General features: G+C 65.3%; 18 protein-coding genes. 17 read left to right on the top strand and 1 reads right to left on the bottom strand.

The annotated features are described in order from the left end of the window. Positions 1-199: 199 nt before the first annotated feature. From AX729_RS32055 to trmB, 13 genes are all read left to right on the top strand, one after another. Positions 200-769: a NifU family protein gene (locus AX729_RS32055; RefSeq protein WP_061028173.1), complete on the top strand. Its 570-nt coding sequence runs from the start codon at positions 200-202 to the stop codon at positions 767-769. Between the two features lie 89 nt (positions 770-858). Further along, positions 859-1551 carry a tRNA (adenosine(37)-N6)-threonylcarbamoyltransferase complex dimerization subunit type 1 TsaB gene (gene tsaB, locus AX729_RS32050; RefSeq protein ID WP_061028172.1) on the top strand — a complete coding sequence of 231 codons (693 nt, stop codon included), beginning with the start codon at positions 859-861 and terminating at the stop codon, positions 1549-1551. Beyond that, positions 1548-2033, top strand: coding sequence for a ribosomal protein S18-alanine N-acetyltransferase (rimI, locus tag AX729_RS32045; protein ID WP_061028171.1), 486 nt, complete (start codon positions 1548-1550; stop codon positions 2031-2033). Before tsaB ends, rimI begins: the two co-directional genes overlap by 4 nt. 39 nt (positions 2034-2072) lie before the next feature. After that, positions 2073-2528 carry a Fur family transcriptional regulator gene (locus AX729_RS32040; protein ID WP_061028170.1) on the top strand — a complete coding sequence of 152 codons (456 nt, stop codon included), beginning with the start codon at positions 2073-2075 and terminating at the stop codon, positions 2526-2528. 203 nt (positions 2529-2731) lie between these two features. Further along, on the top strand, positions 2732-3412 hold the full coding sequence (locus AX729_RS32035) for an HAD family hydrolase (RefSeq protein ID WP_061028169.1): 681 nt from the start codon (positions 2732-2734) through the stop codon (positions 3410-3412). A 188-nt stretch (positions 3413-3600) separates the two neighbouring features. Further along, a complete protein-coding gene (miaB, locus tag AX729_RS32030; protein ID WP_061028168.1) occupies positions 3601-4995 on the top strand; it encodes a tRNA (N6-isopentenyl adenosine(37)-C2)-methylthiotransferase MiaB in 1395 nt (464 codons plus the stop codon). A gap of 64 nt (positions 4996-5059) precedes the next feature. Beyond that, positions 5060-6052: a PhoH family protein gene (locus AX729_RS32025; RefSeq protein ID WP_061028167.1), complete on the top strand. Its 993-nt coding sequence runs from the start codon at positions 5060-5062 to the stop codon at positions 6050-6052. Between the two features lie 56 nt (positions 6053-6108). Next, positions 6109-6618: an rRNA maturation RNase YbeY gene (gene ybeY / locus AX729_RS32020; protein WP_061028166.1), complete on the top strand. Its 510-nt coding sequence runs from the start codon at positions 6109-6111 to the stop codon at positions 6616-6618. Between the two features lies 1 nt (position 6619). Next, entirely contained in the window at positions 6620-7738 is a 1119-nt protein-coding gene (locus tag AX729_RS32015; RefSeq protein ID WP_061028174.1) for a hemolysin family protein, read from the top strand. Then, entirely contained in the window at positions 7735-9348 is a 1614-nt protein-coding gene (gene lnt / locus AX729_RS32010) for an apolipoprotein N-acyltransferase (RefSeq protein WP_061028165.1), read from the top strand. Before AX729_RS32015 ends, lnt begins: the two co-directional genes overlap by 4 nt. A 218-nt stretch (positions 9349-9566) precedes the next feature. Continuing rightward, complete coding sequence (locus tag AX729_RS32005; RefSeq protein ID WP_024338547.1) at positions 9567-9980, top strand: helix-turn-helix domain-containing protein; 414 nt, start codon at positions 9567-9569, stop codon at positions 9978-9980. 86 nt (positions 9981-10066) lie between these two features. After that, entirely contained in the window at positions 10067-11224 is a 1158-nt protein-coding gene (locus AX729_RS32000; RefSeq protein ID WP_061028164.1) for a M20 family metallopeptidase, read from the top strand. Continuing rightward, positions 11221-11934: a tRNA (guanosine(46)-N7)-methyltransferase TrmB gene (trmB, locus tag AX729_RS31995; RefSeq protein WP_061028163.1), complete on the top strand. Its 714-nt coding sequence runs from the start codon at positions 11221-11223 to the stop codon at positions 11932-11934. The genes AX729_RS32000 and trmB overlap by 4 nt, the downstream gene beginning before the upstream one ends. A gap of 95 nt (positions 11935-12029) precedes the next feature. Here trmB and AX729_RS31990 read toward each other — a convergent pair whose 3' ends face one another. Further along, positions 12030-13112 carry a DUF2336 domain-containing protein gene (locus AX729_RS31990; protein WP_061028162.1) on the bottom strand — a complete coding sequence of 361 codons (1083 nt, stop codon included), beginning with the start codon at positions 13110-13112 and terminating at the stop codon, positions 12030-12032. A gap of 360 nt (positions 13113-13472) precedes the next feature. On the opposite strand from AX729_RS31990, the gene rimP reads away from it, so the two are divergent. The 4 genes from rimP to AX729_RS31970 all read left to right on the top strand — a co-directional run. Further along, the gene (gene rimP / locus AX729_RS31985) at positions 13473-14228 is read left to right on the top strand and encodes a ribosome maturation factor RimP (RefSeq protein WP_061028161.1); all 756 of its coding nucleotides are present in this window, start codon (positions 13473-13475) and stop codon (positions 14226-14228) included. Between the two features lie 2 nt (positions 14229-14230). Continuing rightward, positions 14231-15841: a transcription termination factor NusA gene (nusA, locus tag AX729_RS31980; RefSeq protein WP_061028160.1), complete on the top strand. Its 1611-nt coding sequence runs from the start codon at positions 14231-14233 to the stop codon at positions 15839-15841. A gap of 23 nt (positions 15842-15864) precedes the next feature. Beyond that, positions 15865-16548 (top strand): RNA-binding protein, encoded by a 684-nt coding sequence (locus tag AX729_RS31975; protein ID WP_061028159.1) that lies wholly within the window; start codon positions 15865-15867, stop codon positions 16546-16548. A gap of 70 nt (positions 16549-16618) precedes the next feature. Beyond that, positions 16619-16815 (top strand): translation initiation factor IF-2 associated domain-containing protein (locus tag AX729_RS31970; protein ID WP_156457314.1); only part of this gene is annotated, 197 nt, incomplete at its 3' end.

The following is a 16815-nucleotide window of genomic DNA, read 5'->3' as shown; positions in this document are numbered from 1 at the left end:
GAAGGACGAGGCGCGCGCTCAGGCCCCGCCAAGAACTCATATGCGATACCCCTGCCCTCAAGGGGAGGGTAAGAAAGCCATAACCCCCTGATTTAACAGTAGAACGCCGTTCTCTCCCCTTGATCGTGCGTTCGCCATCGCCATCTGCTAGTGGATAGGGTACGCGCCGGCCTTGAACCGGCGACGTCTGGAGAAAACCATGTTCATTCAAACCGAAGCGACCCCCAATCCCGCCACGCTGAAATTCATTCCCGGCCGCGTCGTGGTCGACGGCAGTCCGGTGGAGTTTTCGAGCCGTGAAGCCGCTTCCCGCTCGCCGCTCGCCGAAAAGCTGTTCGACGTGCCCGGCGTCACCGGCGTGTTCTACGGATCGGATTTCATCACCGTGACCAAGGCGAACGGTGAATGGCAGCAGCTCAAGCCCGCGATCCTCGGTGCCATCATGGAGCACTACATGTCCGGCGCGCCGCTGCTCGCCGACGGCAGCGCGCAAGGCGATGCCGATCTGGACGACGAGGACGAGTTCTTCGACGAGGCCGACGCCGAGACGGTCGACATGATCAAGGACCTGATCGAGACCCGGGTGCGGCCGGCGGTCGCCAATGACGGCGGCGACATCACCTTCCGCGGCTTCAAAGACGGCATCGTCTATCTCAACATGAAGGGCGCCTGCTCCGGCTGCCCGTCGTCGACGGCGACGCTCCAGCACGGCATCCAGAATCTCCTGAAGCATTTCGTGCCCGACGTGGTCGAAGTCCGGCCGATGTGATTCGACCAGCGAATGGCGAGGTGCGAATGGCGAACGGCGTTTCGATCGGCTAGACTGCTCGTCATTCGCCACTCGCCATTCGCTTCTCCATGCTGATCCTCGCCATCGATACTGCGCTCGACGCCTGCGCGGCCGCCGTGCTCGACACCGAAACGGCCGAGCTGCGAGCGCAGGAATCGCTGCCGATGAAGCGCGGGCATGCCGAAGCCCTGATGCCGCTGATCGCGCGGGTGATGCAATCGGCCAATCTCGCCTTCACCGCGCTCGACCGCATCGCCGTCACGGTCGGCCCAGGAAGCTTCACCGGCCTGCGCGTCGGCATCTCGGCGGCGCGCGGCCTGGCGCTCGCGGCTGAGCGGCCGGCCGTCGGCCTGACCACCCTGTCGGCTTATGCCGCAGCCGTCGTGGGCCAGAGCGGAACGGCGCCCGTGATCTCCGCAATCGATGCGCGGCACGATCACGTCTATTTCCAGATCGTCGCCGGCGACGGCAGCCAGCTGGTGCGACCTAAGGTCGCCAGCATCGACGAGGCGATCGCAGCCTCGCAATTCGGCGCGCCGCACCTGGTCGGCAATGCCGCAACCATCCTCGCCGATCGCTGGCCGAAAGATGCACCGCAACCCATTGCGGTCGACGCGCAAGCCGCACCCGACATCGGCTGGGTCGCCTGGCTCGGCGCCGCGGCCAATCCCGACACCACGCCCGCGCGACCGTTCTATCTGAAGGCGCCCGACGCCAAGCCGGCTGCACCGCCGCCGTTCGCACAAGCCGCAACCTCATGATGGGATGGCTGTCGGAGTGGTGGCACGGCGGCGACGCCGTCGTCGAGCCCGCGACCTTGCGCGATGCCGCGCGGCTCGCGCAGCTGCACGGCGCCTCCTTCGCGCGCGGCTGGGGCGAAGGCGAGTTCGAGAGCATGATCAGCGAGCGCAACACGCTGGTGCATCGCTTGCGTCTCGGCCGCAAGACGATCGGCTTCGCGGTATCGCGGATCGGCGCGGACGAAGCGGAAATTCTCTCAATTGCGGTGGACGGGGCCTATCGCGGCCGCGGTCTCTCCCGCACGCTGCTGATGACCCATCTCGGCCACCTCGCCGGGCGTGGCGTGCGCACAATATTTCTCGAGGTGGAGGAAAATAACCAGCCGGCGCGGCGGCTCTACGATCGGGCCGGATTCGTGGTGGTCGGGCGCCGCGATCGCTACTATAAGCAGCCTAACGGGGAACAATTGAACGCCCTTCTGATGCGACGTGACTTGTCGTAACATTGGTGGCAGAAAGCGCCTCCGCCAGGCAGACACCCTATGACCGCACTGAAACCCTCTTCCGCCTCCAAGGCGTCCGGCATCGAGGCGCGCTGTGCCGCCACGGGCATGCGCATGACCGAGCAGCGCCGCGTCATTGCCCGCGTGCTCGCGGAATCGGTCGACCATCCCGATGTCGAAGAATTGTACCGACGCTGCGTTGCCGTTGACGACAAGATCTCGATCTCGACCGTCTATCGCACCGTGAAGCTGTTCGAGGATGCCGGCATCATCGAGCGCCATGATTTCCGCGAGGGCCGCGCGCGCTATGAGACCATGCGCGACAGCCATCACGACCATCTCATCAACCTGCGCGACGGCAAGGTGATCGAGTTCACCTCCGAGGAGATCGAGAAGCTCCAGGCGGAAATCGCCCGCAAGCTCGGCTACAAGCTGGTCGATCACCGGCTCGAGCTTTATTGCGTCCCGCTCGACGACGACAAGCCGACGAACTAGTGGCGATCGCGAATGATCCAGGCGGCCTCTCTTCACCTCTCCCCGTCGGGGAGAGGTCGATTTGCGAAGCAAATCGGGTGAGGGGCCTCGGGTCCCACGAGAGAGCAGTCCCCCTCACCCGGCGCTTCGCGCCGACCTCTCCCGCTGGGGGAGGTGGCACCGCGCGCCTTGCACCAAAGTGCCATAACCAAGTTACACACTGAATGCCCATCGACCTCATCATCTTCGATTGCGACGGCGTGCTCGTGGACAGCGAGGTGATCTCCTGCCGCGCGCATGCGAATGTGCTGACCAAGCACGGCTACCCGATCACGTCGGAGCAGGTGTTCGAACGCTTCCTCGGCCGCTCGACAAAGCAGGCCAATCTCGAGATCGAGACCGAACTGGGCCGCAAGCTCCCCGAGGCCTATCATGGCGACTTGCAGGACGAGCTGTTCAGGTCGTTCGAGGCCGACCTGGAAGCGATCCGCGGCATCCACGATGTGCTGGATGTCGTCACTCAGAGCGTCTGCGTGGCCTCGAGCGGCTCGCATCAGCGCATGCGCGTAAGCCTCGGAAGCACGGGCCTCTATGAGCGCCTGGCCCCGAATATCTTCTCGGCCTCGCAGGTGAAGAACGGCAAGCCGGCACCCGACCTGTTCCTGTTCGCGGCGAGCGAAATGGGCGTGCCACCCGAACGCTGCGTCGTGATCGAGGACAGCCTTGCCGGCATTGCCGGCGCCCGGGCGGCGGACATGACCGTGTTCGGCTTTTACGGCGGCAGCCATTGCCGCGACGGCTATGCCGAGACGCTGCGCGAGGCTGGCGCCGACTTGCTCTTTGCCGACATGCATCGGCTGCCGGAGCTGGTCCGGCGGGTCGGGGCGGACGCATCGGCCCGCTGAGTTTCCGCCATATCCATCATTCCGGGGCGCGCGCAACGTGCGTGACCCCGAATCTTGCGCCAAAACCTCCGGATTCCGGGTTCGTGACCGCGTCGCGCCCAGGAATGACGCCTTTCGGCTCCATTCGCTGGATTTTCCCCCCTCCAGCCTATATCTGAGGGCCGTCCTCCACCTCCATTCCGGGTTCCATGACGCCGCCGCGCAAGCTGCACATCAAATCATATGGCTGCCAGATGAACGTCTACGATGCGCAGCGCATGGTGGACACGCTGGCTCCGGAAGGATTCGTGGAGACGGCCAGCGCCGAGGACGCCGACCTCGTCATCCTGAACACGTGCCATATCCGCGAGAAGGCCTCGGAAAAGGTCTATTCCGAGCTCGGCCGCCTGCGCGTCGCCAAGGACGAGGCCGCGCGCGCGGGCCGCGCGATGCAGATCGCGGTCGCGGGCTGCGTGGCCCAGGCCGAGGGCGAGGAGATCGTGCGCCGTGCACCCGTCGTCGATGTCGTGGTCGGCCCGCAGAGCTATCATCACCTGCCGGCGCTTTTGAAGCGCGCCGGCGATGAAGGCCGCGCGATCGAGACCGAGTTTCCGGCGGCCGACAAATTCGGCTTCCTGGCCCAGCCAAAACCCGACGCGATCCGCGCGCGCGGCATTTCCGCCTTCGTCACGGTGCAGGAAGGCTGCGACAAGTTCTGCACCTTCTGCGTCGTGCCCTATACCCGCGGCGCGGAAGTCTCGCGCCCGGTGGCGAAGATCGTCGATGACGTGAAACGGCTCGCCGACAACGGCGTGCGCGAGCTCACGCTGATCGGGCAGAACGTCAATGCCTATCATGGCGAGGGGCCTGACGGGAAAAGCTGGCCGCTCGGCAAGCTCCTCGAGCATCTGGCGAAGATCCCCGGCATCGCGCGGCTGCGCTATTCGACCAGCCATCCGCGCGACGTCGATGACAGCTTGATCGCAGCGCACCGCGATCTCGGTGCCTTGATGCCGTTCGTGCACCTGCCCGTGCAGTCGGGCTCGGACCGGATTCTGGCCGCCATGAACCGCAAACATACCGCCGATGATTACCTCGGGGTCATCGACCGTTTCCGCGCCGCCCGCCAAGACATTGCTTTTTCATCAGATTTTATCGTGGGCTTCCCCGGCGAGAGCGAGCAAGATTTTCTCGCCACCCTCGCGCTTGTCACGCAAATCGGCTACGCTGCGGCTTATTCGTTCAAATATTCCGCCCGACCGGGAACGCCGGCCGCGGACATGCAGGAGACGGTGTCCCCCGCCGAGATGGACCAGCGATTGGAGCGGCTCCAGGAACTGATCGACAGCCAGCAATCGGCCTTCAACAAGGCTGCGATTGGCTCGACGGTCGATGTGCTGTTCGAGCGTCCGGCCCGCAAGGAGGGCCAGATCGTCGGCCGCACCGCTTACCTCCAGCCCGCCCATGTGATGGCCTCGCCCGACATCATCGGGAAGATCCTGCCGGTCCGCATCGACAGCCTCGAACGCTACAGCTTTCTCGGCGAGCTCGTGACGCCCCATGGCGCGCGCGAGCCCGCTTTATCGCAAGCCAGTGGAGCCTGAACCCTTGCCCAAAAGCGCATCGGATTCGTCTTCGTTCGCTCCCAGCCGCAAATTTGACCGCGACATGCAAGTTCCGCCCGAGACCCAGGTCGTCATCGACTTCGACGACAACCGCGCCGCATCCGCCCTGGTCGGCCCCTACGGCCAGCACCTCGCGCAGATCGAGCGGCGGCTCGGCGTCGTCGTCGATTCCAAGGGCAACCACATCACCATCGGCGGCACCCGCGACGGCTGCGATGCCGCGCGCCGCGTGCTCGAGATGCTCTACGCACAGGCCGCGAAGGGCCATGATCTCGACCAGGGCGAGGTCGAAGGCGCGATCCGCGCCGTGATCGCTCAGGGCTCGCTGTTCGAGTTCGACGCCAAATCGGCGAAGTCCACCTTCGACAGCATCAACCTGCGCAAACGGCCGGTGCGCGCCCGCACGGCCGCGCAGGATTCCTACATCCGCGCGCTGAAGCGCCACGAACTCGTGTTCGGCATCGGCCCGGCCGGCACCGGCAAGACCTGGCTCGCGGTTGCGCATGCCGCGCAGCTGTTCGAGCGCAAGGAGGTCGACAAGATCATCCTGTCACGCCCGGCGGTGGAAGCCGGCGAGCGGCTCGGCTTCCTGCCCGGCGATCTCCGGGAGAAGGTCGATCCTTATCTTCGGCCGATCTACGATGCGCTCTATGACCTCATGGATGCGCGCATCGTCGAGCGTGCGCTCCAGACCGGCGAGATCGAGATCGCGCCGCTCGCCTTCATGCGCGGCCGCACGCTCACCAACGCCGCCATCATCCTGGACGAGGCCCAGAACACCACGTCGATGCAGATGAAGATGTTCTTGACGCGTCTCGGCGAGAACAGCCGCATGATCGTGACGGGCGATCCCTCGCAGATCGACCTGCCGAACGGCCAGACCTCGGGCCTGGCCGAAGCGACCCGCCTCTTGAGCGGCGTCGAGGGGATTGCCCAGGTTCATTTCAAGGCCGAGGACGTGATCCGCCACGAACTCGTGGCGCGGATCGTGGCCGCCTACGAAGGGCCGCAGCGGCCGGCCACCGGTCAATCCTGACGAGGCAACATCGGACGCGAGGCGCGAACACGACGCCTTTCGTGCCAGACAGCACAATGTCCCATTCCAACCTTCCCATGACCGAGGTCCTCGTCGTCGCCGATTGCTGGCAGCGCGAACCCGATTCCGAAGCCGTGATCCAGCGGGCGGTGGCGGCCGCCGCCGAAAGCGTCGACGAAGACGTTGCAGATGCGGAAGTCGCCGTGATGCTGACCGATGACGCCGGCATCCGCACCCTCAACAGCAACTGGCGCGGCATCGACAAGCCAACCAACGTGCTGTCGTTCCCCGCGCTTCAGCCGGAGGGCGGCTGGAAGCCGGGCGATGCGCCGCGCATGCTCGGCGATATCGCAATCGCCTACGAGACCATGCGGCGCGAGGCGGACGAGGAACACAAGCCGTTCGAACACCATTTGAGCCACCTCGCCGTGCACGGCTTCCTGCATTTGATCGGTTACGATCACGAGGACGAGGACGAGGCCGAGGAGATGGAAACGCTGGAGACGCAGATCCTGGCGCATCTCGGCATCCCTGATCCCTATGCCGACCGCGATGGGACGCACTGAGATGCCGGATTCCGATCCAGTCCAGGACAACCCGCCCAACACGCGCAACCTGCCCGCCGTCGTGGCCCATGGCGAGGTGATGCGCCCGGCCGCCGAAGGCTGGCTCTTGCGTGCCATCCGAACGCTGTTCGGCTGGAAGGCGGGATCGGTCCGCGACGACCTCCAGGTCGTGCTCGACGCATCGACGCCGGACGATACCGGCTTCTCCGCGGTCGAGCGCACCATGCTGCGCAACATCCTCGGCCTGCACGAGCGCCGCATCGCCGACGTCATGGTGCATCGCGCCGACATCGTCGCAGTGAAGCGCGACATCCCGCTCGGGGAATTGATGGACCGTTTCGAGAGCGCCGGCCATTCGCGTCTCGTCGTCTACAACGAGACGCTGGACGACCCCGTCGGCATCGTCCACATCCGCGACCTGCTCGCCTTCATGACCTCGCGCGCGCGGGTGTCGGAGGCCGCCAAGACCAAGCGGAAGAAGGCGCTGCCGGCCGGGCTCGACCTCCGCGCCGTCGATCTCGCGCTGCCGCTTGATGAGGCGCGCATCATCCGCAAGCTGCTCTACGTGCCGCCGTCGATGCGGGCGATCGACCTGCTGGCACAGATGCAGGCCACGCGCATCCATCTGGCGCTGGTGGTCGACGAATATGGCGGCAGCGACGGGCTGGTCTCGCTCGAGGACATCGTCGAGCAGATCGTCGGCGAGATCGACGACGAGCATGACAGCGACGAGCCGCCCTCGATCGTACGCCTGCCCGACAACGCCTTCATCGCCGACGCCCGCGCCAGCCTCGACGACGTCCGCTCGGTGATCGGCGAAGATTTCGTCACCGGCGAAGCCGGCGAGGAAGTGGCGACGCTGGGAGGCTATCTCGTCAGCTTCGTCGGACGCCTGCCGGTGCGCGGCGAAGTGATCTCGGGTCCCGGCACTTACGAGGTCGAGGTTCTCGATGCCGATCCGCGCCGCGTCAAGCGGCTGCGCATCTCGACGCGGAAGGAGCGTCCGGCGCCGCGCACGCCGCGCGAGAACCGACGCCGTGAGGCCACGCCGGAGAGCGCACAGCCGTCGGCCAGCGACACGCCCTCGCCGCCGCCGAGCGACGGGGCCGGCCCGCAGTGATTCCATCGCAGCGACTTCGGCAGATTGCGCTTGCCATCATCCTCACCTGGGGATGGCAGCGTGCCGTCATCGCCATGGCGGCCGGGGCGCTGTCGGTGCTGGCGCTGGCGCCGTTCAACCTCTTCCCGGTGCTGTTCGTCACCTTTCCGGTGCTGGTCTGGTTGATCGACGGGGCCGGGGCCGGCCGATATGGCGGCGTCCCGGCCGCCGCGTTGACCGGCTACTGGTTCGGGCTCGGCTATTTCGTGCCCGGCCTCTACTGGATCGGCTACGCCTTCTTCGTCGACGCCGACATGTTCGCCTGGCTGACGCCGTTCGCCGTGCTGGGCCTGCCGGCCTATCTCTCGATCTTCACGGCGATCGGATTTGCGCTGGCCCGCCTGCTCTGGACCAAGAATGCCACGCGCCTGCTTGCGCTCGCAGCCAGCCTCACCATCAGCGAATGGCTGCGCGGTCATGCGCTGACCGGCTTTCCCTGGAACGCGTTCGGCTATGCGCTGTCCGAGCCGCTGCCGCTGGCGCAGACGGCGTCACTGGTCGGCCTGTGGGGCATGACGTTCCTGACGGTTGCGATCTTCGCAAGCCCTGCGACTCTGATCGACCGCACGCCCGATCGCCGCCTGCAATGGCGTGTGCCGGCGGCGGCCGTCGCAGTCTTGGTCGTCATGAGCATTTTCGGCGCAATCCGCCTGTCGCTGCATCCGACCATGATGGTCGCCGGCGCCAAGCTGCGCCTGATGCAGCCGAACCTCCAGCAGGACGCGAAGTTCAACTACGCCGCCAAGGCGGAGGTGATGAAGAAGTACCTGGCTCTGTCGGACCGCGCCTCCGGCCCGCAGTCGACTGGCGTACGCGATGCCACCATCCTGATCTGGCCGGAATCCGCGTTTCCGTTCTTCCTGACCCGCGAAGCCGACGCGATGGCGCAGATCGCCGACCTCCTGCCGAAGGGCACCGTGCTGATCACGGGATCGGTCCGTGCACCTGACCTGCCTCGGGGCACGCCGATCACGCGCGCCTACAACTCGATCTACGTGATCGATCACGACGGCAGCGTGCTGGCAGTGTACGACAAGCTGCATTTGGTGCCGTTCGGAGAATTTCTTCCCTATCAGGCGTTGATGGAGAAGCTCGGATTCGAACAACTGACGCGTGTGCGCGGCGGCTTTATTCCCGGTACCGTGCGTCACGCGCTGCCGGTCGCCAGCGCACCGCCGGCGCTGCCGCTGATCTGTTACGAAGCCATCTTTCCCGGCGAAGTGGCCGGACGCAACGAGCGTCCGGGTTGGATCGTGAACCTCACCAATGACGGCTGGTTCGGCATCTCGACCGGTCCCTATCAGCATCTGGAGCAGTCGCGAATGCGCGCGATCGAGCTCGGATTGCCGCTGGTCCGCTCCGCCAATACCGGCGTCTCGGCAGTCGTCGACCCGATGGGACGAACCGTTGCAAGCCTCGGACTCGGGATCGAAGGCATTTTGGATTCAGGCCTGCCCGCCGCAATCCCGCCGACTCTCTATGCGCGAGTCGGCGACATACCCGCAGCGATGCTCGTCGCGATCGCCGTCATTGTGGCGGTACGACGACGCGTTGCCAAACGGTCCCCCTGATCCACCCTCACCGCTGCGGACCGGATTCCTTTGACAACCGTAGTACCACGGTTGACAGATTGCAGGCGGCCTCCTCATTCTGCATCGGCTGCGAAAGACAGTTGGCATTGCTAAATTTCTCCGCAATGTTTCCCAATAAGAGAGTCTGATTTGACGATGCTGGCACCCGAGGCATTCTCGTTGATTGCGCCGAAGGTGATGTTTGGAGGGCTGAGGAAATGTCGAAAGCGCCCAACCCTGTTGACAAATATGTCGGCAGTCGCGTGCGCATGCGCCGCATCATGTTGGGCATGAGCCAGGAAAAGCTCGGTGAAGCTTTGGGCCTGACTTTCCAGCAGATCCAGAAATACGAGAAGGGCACCAACCGGGTCGGCGCGAGCCGTATCCAGCAGATCGCCGAGATTCTCCAGGTGCCCGTGTCGTTTCTTTTCGAGGGCGGCCCGAGTGGCGTGCCCGGTCCGGAAGGCTTCAGCGAAGGCGCCTCGCCCTCTTACGTCTCGGACTTTCTCGCGACCTCCGAAGGTCTGGCCTTGACCAAGGCGTTCACGCGAATCACCGATTCGAAGATGCGCCGCTCCATCGTCGATCTCGTCGAGCAGATCGCGGCCCGCGAGGGACCCGACAAGCGCTGACGCGGCACCTCGATGGTGATTTGAGACTGCGCTAGATCTGGCCTATGTCGTCGTTTGCGACTGCGCTTTGATGCGCGCCCGCTTCGATGATGCGATTCAAAGGCACAGATGCGTCCATGACCGGCTCCAATTGGTTCGATTCCCAAATCATCCTCGATGGCATCCGCCGCTGGGTGGAAATCGAGACGCCGACGGAAGCGCCTGAACAGGTCAACAGGCTGGTCTCTTTGGTCGCGGAGCAGCATCGCGACCTGCCTGTCACGCTCGAGCGTGTCCCTGGCGTCGACGGCTGTGGCGATCATCTCATCGCGCGCACGAATTGGGGTCAGGACCGGCCGGGCATCCTGGTGCTGAGCCACCTCGATACCGTTCATCCCATGGGCTTCATCGAGCGGCTGCCGTTCAAGATCGAGGGCGACAGCGCGTTCGGTCCCGGCATCTACGACATGAAGGGCGGCGCCTATATCGCCCATCACGCCTTTGGCGCGCTCTGCGCCGCCGGCGATCGTTCGCCGCTCGGCATCACGCACCTGTTCACCTCCGACGAGGAGATCGGCAGCCCGACCTCGCGCGCGCTGATCGAGCAGGAGGGACGCAAGGCCAAGTATGTGCTGGTGACCGAGCCGGCGCGCGACGGCGGCAGGATCGTCACCGCACGCAAGGGCGTCGGACGCTTCAAGGTGTTCATCAAAGGGGTGCCCGCGCATGCCGGCACGCGTCCCGAGGACGGCCGCAGCGCCATCCGCGAGCTCGGCAATATCATCCTCGCGCTGGAAGCGATGAACGACCTGGCGCGCGGCGTCACCGTCAATGTCGGCGTGGTGCGCGGGGGCACGCGCCCCAACGTCACGCCGGAAGAGGCTTACGCCGAAGTCGATCTGCGCGTGCCGAGCCTCGAGGCGGCAGACGAGCTCGTCGGCAGGATTCTCGCCCTGACGTCGAAGACGGACGGCGTCACCGTCACCGTTACAGGCGAGCTCAACCGGCCGCCTTACGAGAAGAACAACGCAGGCGCTTCGCTGTACGAGCATGCGAAGACGCTCGCCGCCGAGCTCGGCTTCGAGCTGATCGACACCCACACCGGCGGCGGCTCGGACGGCAATTTCACCGCCGCGCACACCGCGACGCTCGACGGGCTCGGCGTCGACGGCAAGGGCGCACACACCCATTATGAGCAGCTCTACGTCTCGTCGCTCGCGCCGCGTGCGCGGCTGCTCCATCGCCTGTATCAGACGCTGCGATGAGCGAACGCAAATCAGATCCCGATCGCGAGGACAGCGAGCGCGCCTTCTTCGGGCGCCGCAAGGGCCACAAGCTCAGGCAGCATCAGGCCGGGCTGATCGAGCAATTGCTGCCGCATCTTGCGCTCGACATCGAGCGTGAGACGCCCGCGGATGCCCGGGAGATATTCGCTCCCGCAGCCGACGACGTCAGGCTCGAGATCGGCTTCGGCGGCGGCGAGCATCTTGCGGCCGAGGCGAAGAACTTCCCCATGACCGGCTTCATCGGCTGCGAGCCCTACGTCAACGGCATGGCAAAGATCCTGGCGCAGATCGAGGCCGCCAACATCGGCAATATCCGCCTGTTCGCGGGCGATGCCGCCGAGCTCCTGGCCTGGCTGCCGAGGAATTCGCTGTCGCGCATCGACCTGATCCATCCCGATCCCTGGCCGAAGCGGCGACACTGGAAGCGGCGCTTCGTCCAGGACCGGACCATCGCCGCGATGGCGCGCGTGCTGAAGCCAGGCGGTGAATTCCGCTTCGTCTGCGACATCGACGATTACTGCGCCTGGACATTGTCGCATCTTGCGCGCTCGCCGGATTTCAAATGGCTCGCGGAGCGCGCCGACGATTTCCGGCAACCATGGGCCGGCTACACCATGACGCGCTACGGCCGGAAGGCCGCGCGGGAAGGACGCAAGGCCGCGTATTTGCGGTTTCGCAGGACTGGCTAGTCGTCATTGCGAGGAGCGAAGCGACGAAGCGATCCAGAGCGCCTTTGCGGAGAGAAATCTGGATTGCTTCGCTCCGCTCGCAATCACGGAGCGCGCTAGATCGTCCGCCGGTTGCGCCAGAAATTGACGACGCGTTCGGCGGTGGTCGGCATCAGGCGCGTGTAGTTCAGACGCGCGGCCTCGATGTCGGCGTCGGCAGGCGTGCGGTGGGGGCCGTACCAGAGCAGGATGAGCGCACGCACCGTGGGCCAGCCGAGATTGAGCACACGGCCCAGGATCAGAAGCGGATCGTAGCGGTCGCCAGCGATCAGGCGATCGAGGACCGAGAGGCGAACGCCGGACATCGCCGAGAGCGAGGCGACCGATTCCTCATATTTCTGGGCCTTGGCGAAGCCGAGCAGCGCGCTCTCGCCGAGATGGCCCTCGCGATGCAGGGCGAGCACCGTGCGCTGCGCGTCCGAAAAATCGCGTCGTGGTCCGGGCGGCCGCGCGGCCTCCTCGATCGCCGCCATCGCGCGCTTGATCTCGGCCTTGCGCGCGGGATTGACCACGCTGGAAAGGCGCCGACGGATGACGTCGAGCGTCCCGTCGAGCAGCTGCTTCAGGTTCTCGCCGGAAAGGTCGTCGCGCTGACCGATCTTGAGCGTCAGCACGCCATCCTGCGCCGCGCGCTTGATCATCTCGGAATAGCTGGATGGTGAGAACACCGCACCGGCATTGGCTGCGGCGCGGCGCACCACGTCGCGATCGCCGCGCTCGACCAGCACGTCGGTGACGACGGGAGACAAAGCGGGACGCTCCGTCATCGCCAGGAGATGGCCCTGGCCTTTCAGGCGCGCGATCTCGGCTAGGGCAGCGTCGTCGAGCACCGGCGAGCGGCGCAGCACGGGACCGGCCACCATGATCTCGTTTTCGCGGGCGAGCTGATTGACGAGGTGCGGCGGCGCGTTGTCCAGGTGCGAGAAGCGCTCGGCCAGATCGGCGCGCGAGGCGAGTTCGGCATGCGGAACGAGATCGATTAGGAGATTGTCGAAGAGATCGATCAACTCGGGGCGGAGCTTCTCCGCATCCTGGAAGAACAACTGGGCGATCGCGCGCGCAATCTCGCCGCGTCGCCGCGGACCGCCGCGCTTGACGATATCGTCCAGTCCAGGAATGAGCGACGTGGCAACGGTCATGAAAACGCAACTCGAACGGGGCACGCCGCGGGTGCGCCCTTGGTCCAAGCCGCCCCACAATCGGGGAATTTAGGCCCGCTTGATGAAGGAAGCGTTGCGCGGTGGGCGGGCCGAACGGCGCAAAAAGCCTCCTCGGCCCCGCAATGGGCCTTGTCCGGGCGCGGGGAAAGGGCTATATCAGCGGCAATTCATCTTCTCATACGATCCGCGTAGTGAGAGTGGGCCCGAAAGGACCCGCTCTTTTTTATTACCTGAACGCGGCTTGGCGAAAGATGCGGCCCGGGGAGTTGCCGGGAAAGTTCCGAAGCGGGCTTTGAGATCGTAACCAAGCCTTAACCATCGAGCGACCCGACCCTGGATATGACCGAACCGAACCCTGGTTCCACGGATGCCGAATTGCTGGCCGAGCCGCGGCTCGTTGTCGAGCCGGGCGTCGCGGCACGGGTGTCCGCGGTGGCAGCGCCCGTGCTCCAGGGCATGGGCTACCGCTTGGTGCGGATCCGGATTTCCGGTGAGGCCGGCTGCACCGTGCAGATCATGGCCGAGCGGCCGGACGGCTCGATGCAGATCGAGGATTGCGAGGCGATCTCGCGGGCACTGTCGCCCGTACTCGACGTCGCCGATCCCATCGATCGCGCCTACCGGCTGGAGATCTCCTCGCCGGGGATCGATCGCCCGCTGGTGCGCCGCTCCGATTTCGAGCGCTATTCCGGGCATCTGGTGAAAATCGAGATGGCGGTCGCGCATGAGGGGCGGAAGCGCTTCCGCGGCACGCTCGGCGCCGTCGAAGGCGACCGTGTGCATCTGCGCCGCGACGATGCCAAGCCGGGCGACGATGCCGACGTTCTCCTGACCATGGAGGATATCGGCGAGGCCCGGCTGGTGCTGACCGACGAACTGATCGCCGAATCCATGCGCCGCGGCAAGGCGCAGGAGCGCCAGATGCGCCGTGATCTCGGGCTGGAGCCGCCGCCGGCGCCGCACGCCAGCATCAGCGAGAAGATTACCAAGAACACCAAGCCGAAGAAGAAGCCGGCACCGACCAACACGAAGAAACATCGCCTTGCCGCCGAACGCGCGCGGCGCGGCGAGACCGAGCCTGACCAAGGAGACTAGCCATGGCAGTCAGTGCCAATCGACTTGAATTGCTTCAGATCGCCGATGCCGTCGCACGCGAAAAATCCATCGATCGCGGCATCGTCATCGCGGCCATGGAAGATGCCATCGCCAAGGCGGCGCGGGCCCGTTACGGCAGCGAGACTGACGTTCACGCCGAGATCGACCCGAAGAAGGGCGAGCTGCGGCTGTCGCGCCACATGCTGGTGGTCGACAAGGTCGAGAACCACTCCAACCAGATCTCACTGGTGGACGCGCAACGCGCCAATCCCGGTGCCCAGGTCGGCGACACCATCGCCGACACCCTGCCGCCGCTGGAATACGGCCGCATCGCCGCGCAATCGGCCAAGCAGGTGATCGTGCAGAAGGTGCGCGAGGCCGAGCGCGACCGCCAGTATCAGGAATTCAAGGACCGCATCGGCGACATCGTCAACGGCGTGGTCAAGCGCGTCGAATATGGCAGCGTGATCGTCGATCTCGGCCGTGGCGAAGCCATCATCCGCCGCGACGAGATGCTTCCGCGCGAAGTGTTCCGCAACGGCGACCGCGTCCGCGCCTACATCTTCGACGTTCGCCGCGAGACCAGAGGTCCGCAGATCTTCCTCTCCCGCACTCATCCGCAGTTCATGGCGAAGCTGTTCGCGCAGGAAGTGCCGGAAATCTATGACGGCATCGTCGAAATCAAGGCGGTGGCCCGCGATCCCGGCTCGCGCGCGAAAATCGGGGTGATTTCCCGCGATTCCTCGGTCGATCCGGTCGGCGCCTGCGTCGGCATGCGCGGCTCGCGCGTGCAGGCCGTGGTGAACGAGCTGCAGGGCGAGAAGATCGACATCATTCCCTGGTCGCCCGATATCGCGACCTTCGTGGTCAACGCGCTGGCGCCGGCCGAGGTCTCCAAGGTCGTCATCGACGAAGACCGCGAGCGCATCGAGGTCGTGGTGCCCGACACCAACAACCAGCTCTCGCTGGCGATCGGCCGCCGCGGCCAGAACGTGCGCCTCGCCTCGCAGCTCACCGGCTGGGACATCGACATCCTGACCGAGCAGGAGGAATCGGAGCGCCGCCAGGCCGACTTCGAGAACTCCACCCGCGTCTTCATGGAATCGCTCAACGTCGACGAAGTGGTCGGCCAGCTGCTGGCGTCCGAAGGCTTCACCTCGGTCGAGGAACTCGCAATGGTGGACGTCAAGGAACTCGCCGGCATCGAGGGTTTCGACGAAGAGACCGCGCAGGAGCTCCAGAACCGCGCCCGCGAATACCTGGAGCAGCAGGAAGCCGAGCTCGAGGCCAGGCGCAAGGAACTCGGCGTCGAGGACGCGGTCAAGGACGTGCCCGGCGTGACCTCGAAGATGCTGGTGAAGTTCGGCGAGAACGACATCAAGACGGTCGACGACCTCGCCGGCTGCGCCACCGACGATCTGGTCGGCTGGACCGAGCGCAAGGAAGGCAGCGAGCCGACCAAGCACCCCGGCGCGCTCGACGGCATCGACATTTCGCGTGACGACGCCGAAGCGATGATCATGCAGGCCCGCGTCAAGGCCGGCTGGATCACCGAGGCCGATCTCGCCAAGCCTGCGGAAGAGGCTGAGGCGACCGAAGGCCAACCGGCTTAAGGGCCAAGGAGGATGTCGCCCGGATGCTCGCCAGCACTGACAGCGAACTCGACCATGGGCCGCGGACCGAAAGGTCCGCGACCATGCGCATGTGCGCGGTCAGCCGCGAGGTCCGGCCGATCGACGAGCTGATCCGCTTCGTCGTTTCGCCGGAAGGGCAGATAGTTCCAGATCTCAAGCGCAAGCTGCCCGGACGCGGCATGTGGATTACCGCCTCCCGCGAGGTGGTTGCGGAAGCCGTACGGCGTCACCAATTTAGCAAGGCCTTCAAGCGCGAGTTGCGCGTCTCCCAGACGCTTCCCACCGACATCGAGGCGCTCCTGGTTCGGAGCGTGACGGAAGCCCTTGGGATCGCATCCAAGGCTGGCCAGGTCGTGGCCGGCTTCGGTAAGGTCGAGAGCGCCCTTCGGGAAGGAACGGTCGAGGTCCTGATCCATGCCAGCGACGGGGCCGCGGACGGAATCCGCAAATTGGACATGCTGGCGCGTCAAAATACCGGAAATCGCGGCGCCCAGCCGCAGATTCCCGTCGTCACCGCACTGAAATCTGTAGAATTGGATTTGGCACTGACCCGGTCAAATGTGATACATGCTGCCCTGCTCGCGGGCCCGGCGAGCAAGTCATTCCTGTCACGTAGCCAGATGCTGGTCCGATACCGGATGGCGGACGATGACAAGACTGCCGAAAAGCCCGGCCAGGATTTCTGAGAGACAACGACGACCCAATTGGACTGTGCGGCAACGCACAACACTGATAAATCAGGATTAGGACTGCTGAATGGTTGATACCAAGACCCCTGGCGACAAGAAGCTGAGCGTTCCGAGCAAGACGCTATCGCTCAAGCCGCGCGTCGAAACGGGCACTGTGCGCCAGAGCTTCAGCCATGGCCGCAGCAAGCAGGTCGTGGTCGAGAAGCGCGGCAAGCGCCGGATCGACGGCGCTCCTGAGCCGCAGGCTGCCGAGGTCGCAAAGCC

Source organism: Bradyrhizobium sp. CCH5-F6 (assembly GCF_001556045.1).
In the GTDB taxonomy this organism is placed as follows: domain Bacteria; phylum Pseudomonadota; class Alphaproteobacteria; order Rhizobiales; family Xanthobacteraceae; genus Bradyrhizobium.
The sequence above is the reverse complement of the archived record's forward strand: the minus strand, read 5'-3'. Positions and strand labels throughout refer to the sequence as shown.